Source organism: Amycolatopsis vastitatis, from assembly GCF_002234595.1.
Classification (GTDB): domain Bacteria; phylum Actinomycetota; class Actinomycetes; order Mycobacteriales; family Pseudonocardiaceae; genus Amycolatopsis; species Amycolatopsis vastitatis.
Window position 1 is genome coordinate 149,178 of the sequence record NZ_NMUL01000042.1, and the last position, 20,265, is coordinate 169,442.

The window sequence follows — 20,265 nt, forward strand, 5'->3', positions numbered from 1 at the left end:
CCTCACGACTCCGGTTCGGCGCACACCGTCCGGTTGCGGCCCGCCGCCTTCGCCCGCAGCAACGCCGTCTCCGCGGCCACCAGCGCGTCCGCGAGCAGCAGCCCATCCGCGCAGCCCGCGACGCCGATCGACACCGTCACGCCGACGAACTGGGGTCCGTCGCCCGAGGCCTTCAACGCCACCAGCGTCGAGGCGATCCGCAGGCGGATCCGCTCGGCGATCGCCATCGCGTCGAACGGGCCGGTGCCGGGCAGGAGCACCGCGAACTCTTCGCCGCCCGACCGGCCCACGAGATCCGCGGCCCGGACCTCGTCGCGCAGCGTGCCCGCGACAGCGCGCAGGACGGCGTCGCCGATGCGGGCGCCGTAGCGGTCGTTGAGCTGGCGGAAGTGGTCGAGGTCGAGGAGCAGCACAGCCGCGCCGGGGCCGTGCCTGCCGAGCCGGTCCAGCCGGGCCTCGGCGGCGCCACGCCACGACGCGGCGGTCAGCACGCCGGTGCCGGGGTCGAGGGTGACGTGGTCGCGGCGGCCGGCGCCGAGGCCGCCGCGGTGCAGCACGACGGTGGCGCCGCCCAGCAGCGGCACGAGCAGCGGCGCCGCTCCGGCGGCCCAGGCGAGCGGCAGGCCGAACGCGGTCATCGCGGCGTCGAAGGCGTATCCCGCCGCGGCCTCGCGCGGACGGCGGGGGCCGTCGGCGGCGGTCACCAGCGCGGCGTTCACCGCGAGGAACACCAGCCCGGCGACGGCGAGCAGGGCGACGGTGCGGGCGTCGAGGACTTCGCCGAGCGGCCGGACGCCGGTCGCGGTGAGGAAGGCTCCGGCGACGAGACCGGCCAGCGCCGTCGCCGCGGCCCCGAACACCTGCCGGTACACGGGTTTTCTGCGGACCCGGCACCACTGGTGCACCGCGGAGAGCACGACCAGCCCGACGGCGAGCCCGGGCCGGAGGACGAGCACGCCCGCGAAGATCCACGGGGTGTCGACGCCGGGGCCGAGGAGGGTGTCCTCGCGGTGGCGTTCCACCGGCCGCGCCAGCTCGGCCGACACCAGCATCCCGCCCAGGAGCAGCGCGAACGGCACCAGCATCGCGGCCAGCGGCGGGTACCGGAGGGCGGCGAGCACGACGGCGGAGACGGCGAGGACGTCGATCAGGAGGAGGTAGCAGACCTGGCCGCGGCGCGGCAGCCGCCACAGCGCCCAGCGGGCCAGGACGACGGCGGGCAGGAACCGGCCCGGGCGGCGTTCCCCGCCGGCGGCGACCGTGGAATCCCCCACCATTTCGGCAAAGTAGCCGGTATACGGGTTCCTGTCACTCCGCCTTCAGGGGAATTTCACATCGCGGCGAACCGGGGGCACCGTGGGTCATTTTCCGACCGAAGAAGGGTTGACACCCAATATTGGTCTAGTCCACTGTGTGGTGGCACACAGCACTCCTCCCGGGTTGATCCCGCCGCCTCAAACCGGAGGTGCTCCACCCTGCACGTCTGGAGGACCCCCATGAAATCAGTGCGCCGTCTGCTCACCCTCGCGGTCGCGGCTTCGGCCTCGATGGCGACGGCGATCGGTCTCGCCCCGCAGGCCATGGCCGCGGTGGACCCGGTGCTCGCGTCCCCGTACCTGTACCAGTGGGGCGGGCAGACCAGCCCGACCGCGGCGATGTCCGCGACCGGCGTGAAAGCGTTTACGTTGGCGTTCGTGCTGTCGGACGGCGGCTGCAACCCGAAGTGGGACGGCAGCCGTTCGCTGACCGGCTCGGACAAGACGATGATCCAGAACATCCGCAACGCGGGCGGGGACGTGATCCCGTCCTTCGGCGGCTGGTCCGGCACGAAGCTGGGCTCGAAGTGCACGTCGGCTTCGGCGCTGGCAGGTGCCTACCAGAAGGTGATCGACGCCTACGGCCTCAAGGCGATCGACCTCGACATCGAGAACACCGACGAGTTCGAAAACAACACGGTGCAGGACCGCATCCTCAACGCCGTCAAGCTCACCAAGCAGAAGAACCCGAACCTGCGCGTGGTGATCACCATCGGCACCGAGACCACCGGCCCGAACACCTGGGGCAAGCGGCTGATCAACCAGGCCAAGGCGATCGGCGCGAACGTCGACGTCTGGTCGGTCATGCCGTTCGACTTCTCCAGCGGCGGTGACATGGCCGCGCACACGAAGTCCGCGGTCGACGGGCTGAAGAACCAGCTCAAGACCACCTTCGGCTGGAGCGACGACACCGCCTACCGGCACAGCGGCCTCTCCTCGATGAACGGCAAGACCGACAACGCGGGCGAGACGGTCACCGTCGCGAACTTCACCACCATCCGCAGCTACGCGACGAGCCACCACCTGGCCCGGTTCACCTTCTGGGCCACGAACCGCGACTGCAGCGGCGGCGGCGAATGCAGCGGCATCAGCCAGAGCAAGTACGCGTTCACCAAGATCGTCGCCGGCTACACCGGCTGACACAGGCCCGTAGTGGGGCTGTCGGAGGCCCTCTCACCGGCATCGGGGTCGGTGAGAGGGCCTTCGCGGGGTTCACTCACCGGAAAGCGGTTCCGCTGACCGGGAAACACCGTCAGCGCACCGGCTGCCCGTAGGCGTACCCGGGGCAGCCGTACGGGGAGCACCCGTAATAGCCCGGGTAGGGCGGATAGGACGGGTACCGCGGCGGCGTGCTCTTCGGCGTCGTGTTCGGCGGAGGCGGCGGCAGCTCCACCGTCACCGTGGGCGTCGGGGTCGGCGTCTTGCGCGCGTGCATCACCACCGCGGACGGCGTCGTCGTCTCCGTGGGCGGCGCGGCGATCGCGGTCGACGACACGACGGCCGTGGCCGGTTGCAGCTGCGGGAACTGCGTCGACCCCGGCACCGGGTCCGCCCGCGTCGCCAGGATCACCACCAGCCCGCCCAGGACCACGATCACCGCCGACGCCAAGGCGAACCGGGCCGCCGACCCGCGCGGCTCGGGCTCGGGCCCGCGGCGAGCCGCCGCTTCGGCCGAGCGCGAGCCGGGTTTGCGCGGCCGCGCCCCCGCTTCGCGCAGCAGTTCGTCGACCGTGACCCGGTCCCGTCTACGCGCCTTGCGCGCCATGAACGACCTCCACCACCCCAGTGCTGATTCGGGTGGATATTAGGAACCGCAGCCGGAATTGTAAACGCGCTGATCGCAGCGGTCTTGTTATCGTTCCGAGACAACCGGATCGCGTTCTCGGCCGTAGTGGTCAACGAGCCGCGAACCGCCGGCGCAAGCCGGCCACCCGGCGGGTCACCGGCGTGAACTCCGGGAGCTTCAGCACCGCCAGCAACCCGAAGGGAACGGCCATCCCGAGCAGCCCCTGGACCGGCAGTTTCACCCAGGCGGCCGGGATCGTCCCGAGCGACGCTGGGACGGCGTACCCGGCGAGCACGGCGGCCACCACGCCGAGCCCGCTCACCGACAGGGTGATCAGGCCGACCCGCAGGGACCGCTTGCTGCGCAGGTGCCCGAGCCGGACCCACAGCCAGACCTGGCCGAGCACGGCGCCGACCACGAACCCGGCGCCGTTCACGAGCATCACGCCGTAGACGATGTGCTCGCCGTCGAGCAGCCCGCGGCAGAGCAGCAGCAGCGGGATCTTCACCGCGGTCATGACGACCATGATCAGCGTGGGCGTGCGGGCGTCCTTCATCGCGTAGAACACCCGCAGCTGCAACATGACCAGCGCGAACGGCAGCAGCCCGACAGCGGAGACGGCCAGGGTCTGGCCGAGCCGCTCGGCGTCGTCCAGGGTGCCGCGGCCCCAGGTGAAGATCGCGATGCCGACCGGCGTGCCGACCACGGCCAGCACCGCCGAGATGGGCACGAAGAGCACCGTCGACATGCGGGACGCGAGCGACAGGTCGCCGACCAGCGACACGGTGTCGCCGTCCGCGGCGGCGCGGCTCATCCGGGGCATCAGCGCGGTCAGCAGCGAGACGCCGAGGATGCCGTACGGCAGCTGGAAGAGCAGGGACGCGTAGCTGTAGGCCGTGACACCGCCGCTGGTGCCGCCGGTCAGCACGCGGGTGGTGATGACGAACCCGACGTGGCTCACCACGACGTAGCCGAGGATCCACGCGGCGAGCCCGCCGAACTCCTTGATCCGCGGGTCGAACCCCCAGCGCCAGCGGAACCGGAACCCGGTGCGCAGCAACGCCGGGATCAGCACGAGCGCCTGCGCGACGATGCCGAGCGTGGTGCCGAGGCCGAGCACGAGCAGTTTCGGGTCGCTCATCCGGGCCGGATCGAGGCTCAGCTCGCCCGGCACCACCGCGAACACGACCAGCGTGCCGGTGACGACGACGTTGTTGAGCACCGGCGCCCAGGCCGGCGGGCCGAAGACGTTCTGGGCGTTGAGGATCGCCGACAGCAGTGCGAACAGGCCGTAGAACAGGATCTGCGGCAGCAGCAGGTACGCCAGCGCCGTGGTCAGCCCGGGGTTGGCCGTCGGAGACGATTTGTCGACGTAGAGCGCGGTGAACACCGGGGCGATCGCCACCGCGACGATCGTGCCGACGACCAGCAGCACGAGTCCCATCGTGATGAGCCGCTGCGTGTAGGCGCGGCCGCCGTCCGGGTCGTCCTGGGAGCGGACCAGCAGCGGCACCACCACGCTGGCGAGGACGCCGCCGAAGAGCAGTTCGAACACGATGTTGGGCAGGGTGTTCGCGACGGTGAAGGAGTCGTTGACGACCCTGGTCCCGACCACCGCGGCCAGCAGCAGCTTCGCCACGAACCCGGTGACGCGGCTGACGGCCGAGGCGACCGCCATCCGGCCGCTGGAGCGCGCCAGCGACGAGCCGGCGCCCTCACCGCGTCCGGCGCTGACCGGCGAAGCGGGCGGCCGCGCGACGATCTGGGTGGCGAACTCGTCGTACGGCCGCCGGGAGACGTCGAGGTCACGGGTCGGCCAGTGCGGGCCGCGCAGCTCGCTGGGGAGGAAGACGGTCGCCTCGTCGTCCACTGGGGGGTGCTCCGCCATGAGGACAAGACTGCCAGCTCAGGGGCCCGCGCGGGACCTCTTTCGCGATCGAACGAGCGAGCGACGCCCGCGACGCTGCGTGACGCGCCTCAGGCGGCGGCGGTGACCGCGAGCGCGGCACGGCCCGCCTCGGTCAGCTCGGCGGGGACGCGCCCGGTGGCGTTTCCGGCGGCGGGCCGGAGGTAGCCGCCGCGGGCGAGGGCGTGCGCGGTCATCTGATCGCAGCAGGCGAATCCGTCGACGAAGAGGTCGGGCTCGCAGCTGCACGACATCTGCGCGCGACCGTCGGCCACCGCCCTCAGCATCGCCATCGCGCGGTGGGTGAGCTCGACTCCTGAACCGGACACCGGACTGCCTTCCTGTGCGAAACCACTACAACGAGTCATTCGCCCGTTGGGCCGATTGTGTTACTTACGGCACTATGACGTTTCGGCCGCACCGGAGGTTCCGTCGCGGCGGGCAGCAGTCTCCGGCGCGGCGGGCGCCGGTACTTTGGGGCCGAGGTCTGGGTTCGTCATCTGTGGAGCTGACCGGCTCCTACCCGGCCAGCCGGAGCTCCAGCGTCCGCGCCCATTCGCGGACGATCTGCCGCCGCCTGCGGGTGTCGTCCGTCAGGAGGTTGGCCAGGCCGAGGCCGCGGCCCAGGTCGAGGGTGGCCTGGACCAGCTCCCGCACCCCCGGCCGGGACTCGTCGACGCCGAGCAGCTCCACCGTCACCCGGTGCGCCTCGCGCCCGACCCGGGCTTCCAGGGGCACCAGCACGTCCCGCAGGGCGTCGTCGGTCGCCGCGAACGCCCACAGCTGCAGGGCGGCGCGGAACAGCGGTCCGGTGTAGAGGTTCAGCACCATCTCCACGACGCGCTCGATGCGGGACGCCCCGCTCGGCAGGTCGGCGGCCTGGGCCCGCAGCTCGTCGATCTGGGCCTGCCCGAGCAGGTCGACCGCGGCGACCACCAGGTCCTCCCGGGCCGGGAAGTGGTGCTGGGCCGCGCCGCGCGAGACGCCGGCGCGTTCGGCGATCCCGGCCACCGTGACGCTGTGCCAGCCGCGCTCACCGAAGCTGTCGAGCGCGGCCTCGATCAACCGCCGCCGGGTCGTGCGGCTGCGCTCCTGCTGGGGTTCGCGGACGCCGGTCAAGCGGACACTCCTAATAGGACTTGGGCAGGCCGAGGCTGTGCTGGCCGACGAAGTTGAGCACCATCTCGCGGCTGACCGGGGCGATCCGGCCGAGCCGGACCGCCGTCACCAGGGTGCCGAGGCCGTACTCGGTGGCCAGGCCGTTGCCGCCGTGGGTCTGCACGGCCTGGTCGGTCGCGCGGATCGCGACCTCGGCGGCCGCGTACTTGGCCATGTTGGCCGACTCCCCTGCCGCGAAGTCGTCGCCGGAGTCGTAGAGCGACGCCGCTTTCTGCGTCATCAGCTTCGCCAGCTCCAGCTCGATCTTGATCTCGGCGAGCGGGTGGGCGAGACCCTGGTGCGTGCCGATCGGGACACCCCAGACCTGCCGCTGGTTGGCGTAGCCGACGGCCTTGGCCAGCGCGTACCGCGCGATGCCGAGCGAGAACGACGCGCCCATGATGCGTTCCGGGTTGAGGCCGGCGAACAGCTGCGCGATCGCCGCGTCCTCCTCGCCGACCAGGGCTTCCGCGGGCAGGTGGACGTCGTCGAGGAACAGGGAGAACTGGTTTTCCGGCGCGACGACGTCCATCGGGATCTTCGTGTACTCGAAGCCAGGGGTGCCCGTCGGCAGGATGAACAGCGCGGGCTTGAGCTTGCCGGTCTTCGCGTCCTCGGTGCGGCCGACGACGAGCACGGCGTCCGCCTCGTCGACGCCGGAGATGTACACCTTGCGTCCGTTGAGGACCCAGCCGCCGGCGTCCCGGCGCGCGGTGGTCGTGATCCGGTGCGAGTTCGACCCGGCGTCCGGCTCGGTGATCGCGAAGACCATCCGCTTGCTGCCGTCGGCGATGCCGGGCAGCCACTGCTTCTTCTGCTCCTCCGTGCCGAACCGCGAGATCACCGTCCCGCAGATCGCCGGCGAGACGACCATCAGCAGCAACGGCGAGCCCGCGGCGGCCAGCTCTTCGAGCACCGCGGCCAGGTCGGCGATGCCCGCGCCCCCGCCGCCGTACTCCTCGGGGATGTTGACGCCGAGGTAGCCCAGCCGGCCGGCCTCGTCCCACAGCTCGTGGGTCTTCTCGTCCGCGCGGGCCTTGCGCGCGTAGTACTCGTGGCCGTACTTCGCACCCAGTTCGGCGACGGCCTTCCGGAGCGCGATCCGCTCTTCCGGCTCGATGAAGTTCATGGCGTTCATGCTTCGTCTCCCACCACAGCTAAGATCGTGCCCACTTCGACCTGTTGGCCCACGGTCACCGGCAGCTCGGTCACCACGCCGTCGGCAGGGGCGGCGATCCGGTGTTCCATCTTCATCGCTTCGAGCCACAGCAGCGGGTCACCGGCCTTCACGGTGTTCCCGGCTTGGACCGCGAGCCGGACGACGGTGCCCGGCATCGGCGCGACCAGCGACCCGGCGGCCAGCGCCGCGTCCGGGTCGGCGAACCGCGGCGCCGCCGTCAGCGCGACCGAACCGAGCGCGGAGTCCACATAGGACACACCATCGTGGCGCGCGACCTCGAAGGTGCGCCGCACCCCGGCGACTTCCAGCACCACCCGGCCCGGCTCGGCGGAGACCAGCTCGGCGCCGAACCCGTCGGCGCGAAGGCCGTCCCGGGTCAGCGAGTAGACCACTTCGTGCTCGCGGTCCGCGACCGTGAAGACCTTGCGCTGACCGGCCGAGCGCACGTTGCGCCAGCCGCTGGGCAGCCGTCCCTGCGTCGTCGCGGACGCCCGGTTGCCCGCCGCGTCCGCCAGCGCCGCGGCCAGGGCGGACAGCCGCTCGGTGTCTTCAGTGGCCAGTGGCGCGGCCAACGTGTCGAGACCGTGGCGGTCGAAGAAGGCCGTGTCCGTCTCACCCGCGAGGAAGGCTTCGTGGCGGAGGATGTTCACCAGGAGATCGCGGTTCGTGACGACGCCGTGGATCTTGGCGCCGGCCAGCGCCTTGGCGAGCCGCCGGGCGGCTTCGGCGCGGGTCGGGGCCCAGGTGATCACCTTGGCCAGCATCGGGTCGTAGTGGACGCCGACCACGGAGCCGCTCTCGAAGCCCGAGTCGAGCCGCAGGCCCGGGCCGTGCGTGAACGTACGGTCCACATCGGGCACTTCGAAGGTGTGGAGCGTGCCGCTCTGCGGCTGCCAGCCCGCCGCCGGGTCTTCGGCGTAGAGCCGGACCTCGATGGAGTGGCCGGCCGTGGGTGGCGGGCCGGCCGGGAGGCGCTCCCCCTCGGCGATCCGCAGCTGCAACGCGACCAGGTCGAGGCCGGTGACGTTCTCGGTGACCGGGTGCTCGACCTGCAGCCGGGTGTTCATCTCGAGGAAGTAGAACCGGCCGTCCGGTCCGGCGAGGAACTCGACCGTGCCCGCGCCGACGTAGTCGATCGCCTTGGCGGCCTTGCGCGCGGCCTCGAACAGTTCCTCGCGCATGGCCGCGTCGACGAACGGCGACGGCGCTTCCTCGACGACCTTCTGGTGGCGACGCTGGATCGAGCACTCCCGCTCGCCCACCGCCCACACCGTGCCGTGCCGATCGGCGAGCACCTGGACCTCGATGTGGCGTCCGGTCTCCAGGTAGCGCTCGCAGAAGACGGTCGGGTCGCCGAACGCGGACCCGGCCTCGGCACTGGCGCCTTCCACCGCTTCGGCCAGTTCGCCGAGGGACCGGACCACGCGCATCCCGCGGCCGCCACCGCCCGCGGAGGCCTTGACCAGCAAGGGCAGGTCGTCGGACGTCACCGAAGCGGGGTCCAGTTCGGACAGCACGGGGACACCCGCGGCGGCCATCAGCCGCTTGGACTCCACTTTGGAGCCCATGGTCTCGATGGCTTCCGGCGGTGGCCCGACCCAGGTGAGCCCGGCGTCGAGGACGGCCCGCGCGAACGCCGCGTTCTCGGACAGGAAGCCGTAGCCGGGGTGGACGGCGTCCGCGCCGGTCTCGGCCGCCGCCTTGACCAGCAGCTCGGCTCGCAGGTACGTCTCGGACGGCGCGTTGCCGGGCAGCCGCACGGCCGCGTCGGCTTCGACCGCGTGCGGGGCGGCGGCATCGGCGTCGGAGAACACCGCGACGGTGCCGATCCCGGCGTCGCGGCAGGTCCGGAAGACGCGGCGGGCGATCTCGCCGCGGTTGGCGACCAGCAGGTTCTGGATCACAGCGCCCTCACATCCGGAAGACGCCGAAGCCGTCGGCGCCCTTCACTGGTCCATTGTGGATCGCGGACAGGCTCAGCCCGAGCACCGTCCGGGTGTCGCGCGGGTCGATGATGCCGTCGTCGTAGAGCATGCCGGAGAGGAACATCGGCATCGACTCGGCTTCGATCTGGCCCTCCACCATGGCGCGCATGGCCTTGTCGTGCTCCTCGTTGTACTCCTGGCCGCGGCTCTCGGCGGCCGCGCGGGCCACGATGGACAGCACACCGGCCAGCTGGGCCGGGCCCATCACCGCGGACTTCGCACTGGGCCAGGCGAACAGGAAGCGCGGATCGAAGGCACGGCCGCACATCCCGTAGTGCCCGGCGCCGTAGGACGCTCCCATGAGGACGGACAGGTGCGGCACCTTCGAGTTCGACACGGCGTTGATCATCATCGCCCCGTGCTTGATGATGCCGCTCTGCTCGTACTCCTTGCCGACCATGTACCCGGTCGTGTTGTGCAGGAAGACGAGCGGGGTGTGGATCTGGTTGGCCAGCTGGATGAACTGCGCGGCCTTCTGCGATTCCTCGCCGAACAGCACGCCCTGGGCGTTGGCCAGGACACCGACCGGATAACCGTGGATGCTCGCCCAGCCCGTCACGAGCGAAGAGCCGTACAGCGGCTTGAACTCGTCGAAGTCTGAGCCGTCGACGACGCGGGCGATGACCTCGCGCGGGTCGAAGGGCACCTTGAGGTCGGCCGGGACGATGCCGAGCAGGTCCTCGGCGTCGTACAGCGGTTCGTCGTAGGCCGGCTTGGGCGATGGCCCCTGCTTGGTCCAGTTGAGCCGCTTGACGATGTTCCGGCCCAGCCGGATCGCGTCCTGCTCGTCGGCGGCCAGGTAGTCGGCCAGACCCGACGTGCGCGCGTGCATCTCGGCACCGCCGAGCGACTCGTCGTCGGACTCCTCGCCGGTGGCCATCTTGACCAGCGGCGGCCCGCCGAGGAACACCTTGGCGCGCTCCTTCACCATCACGACGTAGTCCGACATGCCCGGCAGGTACGCGCCACCGGCGGTCGAGTTGCCGAAGACCAGGGCGATCGTCGGGCAGCCCGCGGCCGACGCCCGCGTGATGTCACGGAAGATCCGGCCACCCGGGATGAAGATCTCCTTCTGCGTCGGCAGGTCCGCGCCGCCGGATTCGACGAGGTTGATCGTCGGCAGCCGGTTCTGCGCGGCGATGTCCGCCGCCCGGAAGCTTTTTTTCGTCGTCCACGGGTTGCTCGCGCCGCCCTTGACCGTCGGGTCGCTGGCCGAGATCAGGCACTCGACGCCTTCGACGACGCCGATGCCGGTCACCAGGCTCGCGCCGACGCGGTAGTCGGTGCCCCAGGCGGCCAGCGGCGACAGCTCCAGGAACGGCGAGTCCGGGTCGAGCAGCAGCTCGATCCGTTCCCGCGCGAGCAGCTTGCCGCGCTTGCGGTGGCGCTCGACGTACTTCTCGCCGCCGCCGGCGACGGCTTTGGCGTGCTCGGCGTCGATCTCGGCGAGCTTCTCCAGCATCGCCTCGCGGTTCGCGCCGAACCCGGCGTCCCGCGTGTCCACTGTGGACCTCAGAGCAGTCACGAGGTGTATCCCAATCGCTTCGCGGCCAGGCCGGTGAGGATCTCGGTGGTGCCGCCGCCGATGCCGAGGATCCGGACGTCGCGGTAGTGGCGTTCCACTTCGGACTCGCGCATGTAGCCGAGCCCGCCGTGCAGCTGGACGGCCTCGTTGACCACCCACTCGGCGGCTTCGACGGCGGTGTTCTTGGCGAAACAGGCTTCGGCGACGACTTCTTCGCCCGACACGTGCCGGATCGCGGTCTGCCGGGTGTAGGTGCGGGCCACGTCCACGCGGCGCGCCATCTCCGTCAGCTTGTGCTGGACGACCTGGCGCGAGATAAGCGGACGGCCGAACGTCTCGCGCAGCCGGCACCAGTCCAGTGTCAGATCCAGTGCCCGCTGCGCGTGCGCGTACGCCTGCACGGCCAGCGAAAGCCGTTCGGTGACGAACTGGGTGGCCACCTGGGCGAACCCGCTGTTCTCGGCGCCGACGAGGTTCTCCACCGGTACCCGGACGTCCACGTAGGACAGTTCGGCCGTGTCGGAGCAGAGCCAGCCCATCTTCTCCAGCTTGCGGGACACGGTGAAGCCCGGCGTCCCGCGCTCGACCACGATCAGCGACAGCCCCTGTGCGCCGTCACCGCCGGTGCGCACCACCGTCGTCACGAAGTCCGCGCGGCAGCCGGAGGTGATGAACGTCTTGGCGCCGTTGACAACGTACTCGTCGCCCTCGCGGACGGCGGTGGTCCGGATCCCGGCGACGTCCGAGCCGCCGTCCGGCTCGGTCACGGCCAGGGAGCCGATCTTGTCGCCGTTCAGCGTCGGGCGCACCCAGCGTTCGATCTGCACCGGGTCGCCCGCCTCGGCGATGTGCGGGACGGCGATGCCGCAGGTGAACAGCGACGCGAAGAGCCCGCCGGAGCCACCCGCGTAGTGCATCTCCTCGGCGACGACCAAAGCATCGAGGTAGTTGCCGTCTCCGCCGCCGATCTCCTCGGGGAAGGCGACGCCGAGCAGGCCCAGTTCGCCGGCCTTGCGGTGCAGCTCCCGGGGCAGCTCGCCGGCGCGCTCCCAGTCGTCGAGGTGCGGCAGGACCTCCTGCTCGACGAACTTCCGCACGGTCTCGCGCAGCTCGGTTCGCTCGGGCGTGCGGAAGGGATCGGTCACAGGAGAACCTCCGGGACGTCGATCTCCCGCGACCGCAGCCACTCGCCGAGCGCCTTGGCCTGCGGGTCGAACCGCGCCTGCGACGCGACGCCCTCGCCGAGGATGCCTTCGACGACGAAGTTCATCGCCCACAGGTTCGGCAGCAGGTAGCGCGTCACCGGCAGGGCGGCGGTCTCGGGCAGCAGCAGCTTGAATTCGGCGACGGTCAGCCGGTGGACCAGCCAGCGCCACGCCTCTTCCGACCGCACCCAGACGCCGAGATTGGCGTTGCCGCCCTTGTCGCCGCTGCGGGCCCCGGCGATCGTGCCCAGGGGCACCCGCCGCACCGAACCGTGGTCCAGGGGCTCGGGCAACGCCGGTTCGTCCACTTCGGACAATTCCCGAGTGGACAACGAAGGTGCTATTTCGACACGCATCCCGTCCGGCAGCACGGCCACGTGCGGGACCTGTCCGGCGTCCACAAAGGCCGCGGTGTAGACGCCGTACGGCGAGGCGTCCGACGGCGGCGCGGTGACGTGGAAGCCGGGGTAGCTGGCCAGCGCGAGTTCGACGGCCGCGCCGGTGAACGCCCGGCCCGCGACCTTGGGGTCGGCGTCCTTGACGGCGACGTGCAGCAGTGCGCTCGCGGTCTGCTCGGTCTCGGCGTCCGGGTGGTCGGTGCGGGCGAGGGTCCAGCGGACGTCGGCGGGTGGCCGGTCCCTCATGGACGCTTCGAGTTGTTCGCGCACCAGCGCGGCTTTCGCCTCGATGTCGAGTCCGGTGAGGACGAAGGTCGTCTCGTTGCGGAACCCGCCGAGGGTGTTCAGGGCGACCTTCAGCGTCGGCGGCGGGGCTTCGCCGCGGACACCGGAGATGCGGACGCGGTCCGGACCGTCTTCCGCCAGTGACAGCGTGTCGAACCGGGTCGTCACGTCCGGCCCGGCGTACCGCGCGCCGGTGATCTCGTACAGCAGCTGGGCGGTGACCGTGCCGGCGTTGACCACGCCGCCGGTGCCCGGGTGCTTGGTGATGACGCTCGAGCCGTCGGCCTCGATCTCGGCGATCGGGAAGCCCGGCACGCCCAGGGAATGCTCGGTGAAGAAGGCGTAGTTTCCGCCGGTGGCCTGGGCACCGCACTCGATGACGTGCCCCGCGGCGACCGCACCGGCCAAGGCGTCGAAGTCGTCACGGGCCCAGCCGTAGTGCACGGCGGCCGGGCCGACGATGACCGAGGCGTCGGTCACGCGCCCGGTGACGACGACGTCCGCCCCGGCGTTCAGGCACTCGGCGATTCCCCACGCGCCCAGATAAGCGTTGGCGGTCAAAGGTTTCCCGAGCTGCAGCTCCTCTGCGCGACCGACCAGGTCGTCACCCTCGACGTGCGCGATCTTGACGTCGAGACCGAGACGGTCGGCCAGCTCGCGGAGAGCGTCGGCGAGCCCGGCCGGGTTGAGGCCGCCCGCGTTGGTGACGATCTTGACGCCCTTTTCCCGTGCCAGGCCGAGGTTCTCCTCCATCTGCCGGAGGAACGTCTTGGCGTAGCCGCGGGTGGCGTCCTTCATCCGGTCGCGGCCGAGGATGAGCATGGTCAGCTCGGCGAGGTAGTCGCCGGTCAGGACGTCGAGAGGGCCGCCGGTGAGCATCTCGCGCACCGCGGAGAACCGGTCGCCGTAGAACCCGGACGCGTTGCCGATCCGGTAGGTCATGCGAACTGTCCCGGCTTCCGGCCGGTGCCAGGCGGCCCCGCGAACGCCTGCGCGATGCCGAGCCACTCCTCGACGTCGGCGCCGTGGGCGACGAGCCCGGTGTCCGCCGGGTGCCGCCGTTGCGTGACGACGAGGCAGAAGTCCAGCGCGCTGCCGGTCAGCTTCTGCTCGGCGTCCTCGGAGCCGAACGCCCAGGTGGAGCCGTCCGGCGCGGTCAGCTCGACGCGGAACTCCTCGGCAGGCGGGGCGAGCGAGTGGACCTTGTAGGCGAAGTCGCGGGTGCGGACGCCGAAGCGGGCGAGGTGCCACAGCCGCGCGGTCGGCTCGCGGGTCAGGCCGAGGGCGTCGAAGATGTCCTGGCCGTGGGCCCAGGTCTCCATCATCCGCGCGGTCGCCATCGAGGCCGCGCTCATCGGCGGCCCGTACCAGGGCAGCTTCTGCCCGTCCGGCACCGCGGCGAGCGCTTCGGCCAGCGCCGCACGCCCGGAACGCCAGTCTTCGAGGATCTCCCCCGGCGGCCGCTGCGCCCCGGCGGCGGCACCCTCGTCGACGTAGGTCTCCCCCGCCTTGAGCAGCTCCTCGACCTCGGCCTGCCAGTCTTCCGGGTGCGCCGCGGCGATCAGGGCCTTGCGGTCGGTCCAGGCCAGGTGCGCGATCTGGTGCGCGATCGTCCACCCCGCGGCCGGTGTCTCCCGCGCCCAGCCGGACGCCGGCAGGTCCGCCACCACGTCGTCGATCGTCCGTGTCTCCGCGTCGAGATCCCCGAGGATCACGCCGAGATCCGCCATCCGTCGCCTCCTTGCGTCCTGCTTCCCAGCGTCGCACCGGTCGGCAGAAAAATCAAGCACGCCTGATTGTTTTACTCCGGACGCTGCGGACCCACTATTGACATCTTGCCAGTAGTGCTCTCCTGCAATAACTTCGTCGCATGGCCGACTACGCCGAGATCACCTACGCCGTCGCGGACCGGATCGCCACGGTCACGCTGAACCGCCCCGAGGCGCGCAACGGCTACACGATCCGGATGGCCGACGAGCTCGGCGCGGCGATGGACCGCGCCGACCGCGACGAGGACGTCCGCGTGGTCGTCCTGACCGGCGCGGGCCGGGACTTCTGCGTCGGCGCCGACCTGTCGCAGGGCGGTTTCGACTTCGATCCCGCGACCGGCCCGGACGCGGCGTGGCAGGAACCCGCCGGCCGGTGCTCGAAGCGGATCTTCACGATGAACAAGCCGGTGATCGCCGCCCTGCACGGCGCGGCCGTCGGCGGCGGGGTCACCATCACGCTCTCCTGCGACTACCGGCTCGCCTCGGAAGACTCGCGCTTCGGCTTCGTCTTCACCCGCCGCGGCATCTACCCCGAAGGCGCGTCGGCCTGGTTCCTCCCCCGGCTCGTCGGCATGGGCACCGCACTCGACTGGATGATCAGCGGCCGCGTGTTCACCGCGGCCGAGGCCCTCGAAAAAGGCCTGGTGCACAAGGTGCTGCCCGCCGGGACCGTGCTGGACGCCGCGTACGAACTCGCCGGGGAGATCGTCGCGACGACCGCGCCGGTGTCCGTCGCGGTCACCCGGCAGCTGCTCTACCGGATGGCGAGCGCCGAGTCGCCGTTCCCGGTGCACGACCTCGACTCGAAGCTGATCGGCGGGCTCGGCGCGAACCCCGACGCCGTCGAAGGGGTCATGTCGTTCCTGCAGAAACGGCCGCCCGCGTTCGGCATGCGCGTCGACAAGGACCTGCCCGGCTACCTCCCCTGGCTGGAGAAATGACCTCGTACCCGCCACAGCCCTGGCACCTGACCGCCGACGCCCACCTGTCGATCTGGCGCGTGCCCGCCCGGGAGGTGCACCCGGGCGCCCTGTCCGTCGCCGGGCACACCACCGTGTTCACCGCCTGGATCGCCTACCGCGAGCCCGGGCAGCTCAGCTACCACGAGCTGCTCGCCGCCGTCCCGGTCCGCGGGAAGCGCACCACGTGCACGATCACGCGGATCTGGGTCGACTCCGAAGTCTCCCTCGCCGGCGGCCGCGAACTGTGGGCCATCCCGAAGGACCTCGCCGACCTTCGGTTCACCGATCGCACCTTCACCGCGGCGACCGGCGACGGCTGGATCGCGACCGCGGCCTTCACGCCGAGACCGGGCCCGCGGCTCGCGCTTCCCACCCGGTTCGACGTCCTCCAGGACCGCGGCGGCACCCCGGTCAGGACGCCCGTGCGCGCGAAGATCGGACCCCGGCTCGCCGCGGCCGACTGGACGATCAACGCCGCCGGTCCGCTCGGCTACCTGGCCGGCCGACGCCCGTTCGTGAGCCTCGCCCTGCCCGGCGCGGAGCTGGAATTCGGCGCCTGAGCAGCACCTCTGGGTGATCACGCAACCCCGCCAGAGTGAACTCGCGACACGCCATCTGGGGTCCCGCGCGCATCCCGACCCCAACATGTAGTCTCTGGGAACCGGCAGCCCCCAGCGACGGGGAGACCGCTGCAGAGGGCGGCCGGGCAGCTTTCAAGAAACCGCAGCGCACGGCCTCATGACGCCGTGTGGCGATCGAACGCGCCCGAAAACTTGGAGACACGCATGTCAGTCGAAACCGGTCAGCGGCCCTCCGCCGCCGACACCCCCACCGCGATCCGGGTCATCCGGCGGGACGGCAGCGTGTCGCCGTTCGACGCCGGCAAGATCTCGGTCGCGCTGACGAAGGCGTTCCTCGCGGTCGAGGGCGGCGACGCCGCCGCGTCCTCCCGCGTGCACCACGTCGTCGCCGAGCTGACCCAGCAGGTGGAGACCACCCTGCTGCGCCACGCCGGCCCCGAGACGGCCCTGCACATCGAGCAGATCCAGGACATCGTCGAACTCGCGCTCATGCGCGGCGAGCACCACAAGGTCGCGCGCGCCTACGTCCTCTACCGCGAGGAGCGCAGCAAGGCCCGCGAGGCCGCCAAGCCCGCCACCACCGAGGCCACCCTCAACGTCAAGGGCACCGACGGCGTCCTGCGCCCGCTCGACTGGGCCCGCGTGTCCCACGTCGTGGGCGAGGCCGTCGCCGGTCTCGACGACGTCACCGCCGAGCCGGTGCTGGCCGAGGCCAAGCGCAACCTCTACGACGGCATCAGCGCCGAGGAACTCGCCCTCGCCCAGGTCCTGGCCGCCCGCGTGCTGGTCGAGCAGGAGCCGAACTACTCGTACGTCTCCGCCCGCCTGCTGCTGGACAAGCTCCGCGGCGAAGCGCTGAGCTACCTCGCCGGCACCCCGCGCCTGGCCAGCCAGGACGAGATGGCCGGCGAGTACCCCGCGTACTTCCGCGCCTACCTGCGCCGCGCGATCGAGCTGGAACTGGTCGACGCCGAGCTGCAGCGCTTCGACCTGGACAAGATCACCGCGGCGATCCGGCCCGAGCGCGACCTCGACTTCGGCTTCCTCGGCCTGCAGACGCTCTACGACCGGTACTTCCAGCACCACGACGGCACCCGCTTCGAGCTGCCGCAGGCGTTCTTCATGCGCGTCGCCATGGGCCTGGCGATCCGCGAGGACGACCGCGAAGCCCGCGCCATCGAGTTCTACGAGCTGCTCTCGAGCTTCCACTTCATGGCGTCCACCCCGACGCTGTTCAACTCGGGCACCACGCGCCCGCAGCTGTCGTCCTGCTTCCTGACCACGGTGGACGACGACCTGGACTCGATCTTCCAGGCGTACAAGAACAACGCGCTGCTGGCGAAGTACTCGGGCGGCCTCGGCAACGACTGGACCCCGGTCCGCGGCCTCGGCGCGCACATCAAGGGCACCAACGGCCAGTCGCAGGGCGTCGTGCCGTTCCTCAAGATCGCCAACGACACCGCCGTCGCGGTCAACCAGGGCGGCAAGCGCAAGGGCGCGGCCTGCGCGTACCTCGAGACGTGGCACGTCGACATCGAGGAGTTCCTCGACCTGCGCAAGAACACCGGTGACGACCGCCGCCGCACCCACGACATGAACACCGCGAACTGGGTGCCGGACGAGTTCCTCCGCCGCGTCGAGGCCGACGCGCAGTGGACGCTGTTCTCGCCGAACGAGACCCCGGACCTGCACGACCTCTACGGCAACGAGTTCTCCGCCCGCTACCGCGAGTACGAGGCGATGGCCGACCGCGGCGAGATCAAGGTCTTCCGCCGGATTCGCGCCGTCGACCTGTGGCGCCGCATGCTGACCATGCTGTTCGAGACCGGTCACCCGTGGATCACCTTCAAGGACCCGTGCAACCTGCGCTCGCCGCAGCAGCACGTCGGCGTCGTGCACTCGTCCAACCTGTGCACCGAAATCACGCTGAACACCACCGTCGACGAGGTCGCGGTCTGCAACCTCGGCTCGGTGAACCTGCTCAAGCACGTCACCCCCGAGGGCCTGGACACGAAGCGCCTCGAGAAGACCGTGCGCACCGCCGTCCGCATGCTGGACAACGTGATCGACATCAACTTCTACACGATCCCGGAGGCGCGCCGCTCCAACCTGCGCCACCGCCCGGTCGGCCTGGGCATCATGGGCTTCCAGGACGCGCTGTTCGAAATCGGCGTCCCGTTCGCCTCCGAAGAGGCCGTGAAGTTCGCCGACGTCTCCATGGAGCACCTCTCCTACTACGCGATCTCGGCGTCGACCGACCTCGCCGAGGAGCGCGGGCAGTACCAGTCGTTCGAGGGCTCGCTGTGGAGCAAGGGCATCCTGCCGATCGACTCGATGCAGCTGCTCATCGACGCCCGCCAGGGTGACGGCCTTGACGTCGACACCTCGTCCACTTTGGACTGGGCGCCGCTGCGCGAGCGCGTGAAGACCGTCGGGATGCGCAACTCCAACGTGATGGCGATCGCGCCAACCGCGACGATCTCCAACATCTCCGGCGTCGGGCAGTCGATCGAGCCGCTGTTCCAGAACCTGTTCGTCAAGTCGAACATGTCCGGCGACTTCACCGTCGTCAACCCGCACCTGGTCAAGAGCCTCAAGGCCCGCGGCCTGTGGGACGAGGTCATGGTCAGCGATCTCAAGTACTTCGACGGCAGCCTCGGGCAGATCGACCGCGTCCCGGACGATCTGAAGGCGCTGTACGCGACGGCGTTCGAGATCGAGTCGAAGTGGATCGTCGACGCCGGTTCGGTGCGCCAGAAGTGGATCGACCAGGCGCAGTCGCTGAACCTGTACATCGCGGCGCCGAGCGGCCGCAAGCTCGACCAGCTCTACCGCTACGCGTGGCACAAGGGCCTCAAGACCACGTACTACCTGCGGGCGCAGTCCGCGACGCACGTGGAGAAGAGCACCCTGCGCGGCACCGACGGCAAGCTGAACGCCGTCTCGGCCACCCCGGCTCCCGCCGCGGCGGCTCCGGCTCCGGCCCCCACGCCGGCGCCTGCTCCTGCTCCCGCGCCTTCGCCGAAGCCGGAGCCGGACGTCGACTTCGTGGCCACCGAAGGCGCCGCCTGCCGCATCGACGACCCCGACTGCGAAGCCTGCCAGTAAAGGAACCCCTGCACAGATGACCAACGTGGAGACGACGGACGCGACCGGCCTCGGGGAGATCGAGGTCGGCGCCGCCCGGATCAACGTCGACGACAAGCGCATGATCAACGCGCGCGCCGACGTCAACCAGCTGCTGCCCATGAAGTACAAGTGGGCGTGGGAGAAGTACCTGGCCGGCTGCAACAACCACTGGATGCCGACCGAGGTCGCCATGCAGGCCGACATCGCGCTGTGGAAGTCCCCGGACGGCCTCACCGAGGACGAGCGGCAGATGCTCAAGCGCAACCTGGGCTTCTTCGCGACCGCGGAGTCTTTGGTGGCCAACAACATCGTGCTCGCGGTGTACCGGCAGATCACCAACCCCGAGTGCCGCCAGTACCTGCTGCGCCAGGCGTTCGAGGAGGCCGTGCACACGCACACCTTCCAGTACATCTGCGAGAGCCTCGGCCTGGTCGAGGGCGAGCTGTTCAACATGTACCGCGAGGTTCCGTCCATTTCGGACAAGGACGCGTGGGCGCTGAAGTACACGCAGAACCTGGAGAACCCGGACTTCGAGACCGGGACGCCGGAGGCCGACCAGGCGTTCCTGCGTGACCTCGTCGCGTTCTACGTGATCTTCGAGGGCATGTGGTTCTACACCGGCTTCGCGCAGATCCTGTCACTGGGCCGCCGGAACAAGATGGTCGGCATCGCCGAGCAGTACCAGTACATCCTGCGCGACGAGTCGATCCACCTGAACTTCGGCATCGACTGCATCAACCAGATCAAGATCGAGAACCCGCACCTGTGGACCGAAGAGTTCCAGGCCGAGGTGCGCGGGATGCTGAAGGAGGCGTGCGAGCTCGAGGTCAAGTACGCGCGCGACACGATGCCGCGCGGCATGCTCGGCCTGTCGGCGCAGCTGTGCGAGCAGTACATGCACTTCATCACCGACCGCCGCGCGCAGCAGATCGGCCTCCAGCCGATCTTCGGCGAGACCGAGAACCCGTTCCCGTGGATGTCCGAGGCGATGGACCTGAAGAAGGAGAAGAACTTCTTCGAGACCCGCGTCATCGAATACCAGTCGGGCGGCGCCCTCGACTGGGACTGACGTCCTTCGAC

The 20,265-nt window shown here is 70.5% G+C and carries 16 protein-coding genes; 5 read left to right on the forward strand and 11 right to left on the reverse strand.

Features of this window, described 5'->3' with window-relative positions; translation table 11 throughout:
- Positions 1–2: 2 nt before the first annotated feature.
- Positions 3–1,277, reverse strand: coding sequence for a GGDEF domain-containing protein (locus CF165_RS35850; protein WP_093952021.1), 1,275 nt, complete (start codon positions 1,275–1,277; stop codon positions 3–5).
- A gap of 219 nt (positions 1,278–1,496) precedes the next feature.
- Here CF165_RS35850 and CF165_RS35855 point away from each other — a divergent pair, with 219 nt between their 5' ends.
- A complete protein-coding gene (locus tag CF165_RS35855; protein ID WP_205661058.1) occupies positions 1,497–2,456 on the forward strand; it encodes a chitinase in 960 nt (319 codons plus the stop codon).
- Between the two features lie 112 nt (positions 2,457–2,568).
- Here CF165_RS35855 and CF165_RS35860 read toward each other — a convergent pair whose 3' ends face one another.
- From CF165_RS35860 to CF165_RS35905, 10 genes are all read right to left on the reverse strand, one after another.
- Positions 2,569–3,081: a hypothetical protein gene (locus CF165_RS35860; RefSeq protein WP_240521944.1), complete on the reverse strand. Its 513-nt coding sequence runs from the start codon at positions 3,079–3,081 to the stop codon at positions 2,569–2,571.
- A gap of 130 nt (positions 3,082–3,211) precedes the next feature.
- Positions 3,212–4,990 carry a murein biosynthesis integral membrane protein MurJ gene (gene murJ, locus CF165_RS35865; RefSeq protein ID WP_240521945.1) on the reverse strand — a complete coding sequence of 593 codons (1,779 nt, stop codon included), beginning with the start codon at positions 4,988–4,990 and terminating at the stop codon, positions 3,212–3,214.
- Between the two features lie 89 nt (positions 4,991–5,079).
- Positions 5,080–5,337, reverse strand: a complete 258-nt coding sequence (locus CF165_RS35870; protein WP_093952024.1) for a hypothetical protein — start codon at positions 5,335–5,337, stop codon at positions 5,080–5,082.
- Positions 5,338–5,527: 190 nt separating this feature from the next.
- Complete coding sequence (locus CF165_RS35875; protein WP_093952025.1) at positions 5,528–6,127, reverse strand: TetR/AcrR family transcriptional regulator; 600 nt, start codon at positions 6,125–6,127, stop codon at positions 5,528–5,530.
- Between the two features lie 10 nt (positions 6,128–6,137).
- Positions 6,138–7,304 carry an acyl-CoA dehydrogenase family protein gene (locus tag CF165_RS35880; protein ID WP_093952026.1) on the reverse strand — a complete coding sequence of 389 codons (1,167 nt, stop codon included), beginning with the start codon at positions 7,302–7,304 and terminating at the stop codon, positions 6,138–6,140.
- On the reverse strand, positions 7,301–9,250 hold the full coding sequence (locus CF165_RS35885; RefSeq protein ID WP_093952027.1) for an acetyl/propionyl/methylcrotonyl-CoA carboxylase subunit alpha: 1,950 nt from the start codon (positions 9,248–9,250) through the stop codon (positions 7,301–7,303). The genes CF165_RS35880 and CF165_RS35885 overlap by 4 nt, the downstream gene beginning before the upstream one ends.
- Before the next feature lie 7 nt (positions 9,251–9,257).
- The gene (locus CF165_RS35890) at positions 9,258–10,856 is read right to left on the reverse strand and encodes an acyl-CoA carboxylase subunit beta (protein ID WP_205661059.1); all 1,599 of its coding nucleotides are present in this window, start codon (positions 10,854–10,856) and stop codon (positions 9,258–9,260) included.
- The gene (locus CF165_RS35895) at positions 10,853–12,001 is read right to left on the reverse strand and encodes an acyl-CoA dehydrogenase family protein (RefSeq protein ID WP_093952029.1); all 1,149 of its coding nucleotides are present in this window, start codon (positions 11,999–12,001) and stop codon (positions 10,853–10,855) included. The genes CF165_RS35890 and CF165_RS35895 overlap by 4 nt, the downstream gene beginning before the upstream one ends.
- Entirely contained in the window at positions 11,998–13,686 is a 1,689-nt protein-coding gene (locus tag CF165_RS35900; protein ID WP_093952030.1) for an acyclic terpene utilization AtuA family protein, read from the reverse strand. The genes CF165_RS35895 and CF165_RS35900 overlap by 4 nt, the downstream gene beginning before the upstream one ends.
- Complete coding sequence (locus tag CF165_RS35905) at positions 13,683–14,474, reverse strand: TIGR03084 family metal-binding protein (protein ID WP_093952031.1); 792 nt, start codon at positions 14,472–14,474, stop codon at positions 13,683–13,685. Before CF165_RS35905 ends, CF165_RS35900 begins: the two co-directional genes overlap by 4 nt.
- Before the next feature lie 140 nt (positions 14,475–14,614).
- Between CF165_RS35905 and CF165_RS35910 the strand changes: the two genes are divergently transcribed.
- The 4 genes from CF165_RS35910 (at position 14,615) to CF165_RS35925 (ending at position 20,254) form a co-directional block, all read left to right on the forward strand.
- Entirely contained in the window at positions 14,615–15,454 is an 840-nt protein-coding gene (locus CF165_RS35910) for an enoyl-CoA hydratase-related protein (RefSeq protein WP_093952032.1), read from the forward strand.
- Positions 15,451–16,035, forward strand: a complete 585-nt coding sequence (locus tag CF165_RS35915) for an acetoacetate decarboxylase family protein (RefSeq protein WP_093952033.1) — start codon at positions 15,451–15,453, stop codon at positions 16,033–16,035. Before CF165_RS35910 ends, CF165_RS35915 begins: the two co-directional genes overlap by 4 nt.
- A gap of 225 nt (positions 16,036–16,260) precedes the next feature.
- On the forward strand, positions 16,261–19,164 hold the full coding sequence (locus tag CF165_RS35920; protein ID WP_093952034.1) for a ribonucleoside-diphosphate reductase subunit alpha: 2,904 nt from the start codon (positions 16,261–16,263) through the stop codon (positions 19,162–19,164).
- A complete protein-coding gene (locus tag CF165_RS35925) occupies positions 19,061–20,254 on the forward strand; it encodes a ribonucleotide-diphosphate reductase subunit beta (RefSeq protein WP_276209751.1) in 1,194 nt (397 codons plus the stop codon). The genes CF165_RS35920 and CF165_RS35925 overlap by 104 nt, the downstream gene beginning before the upstream one ends.
- Positions 20,255–20,265 lie beyond the last annotated feature (11 nt).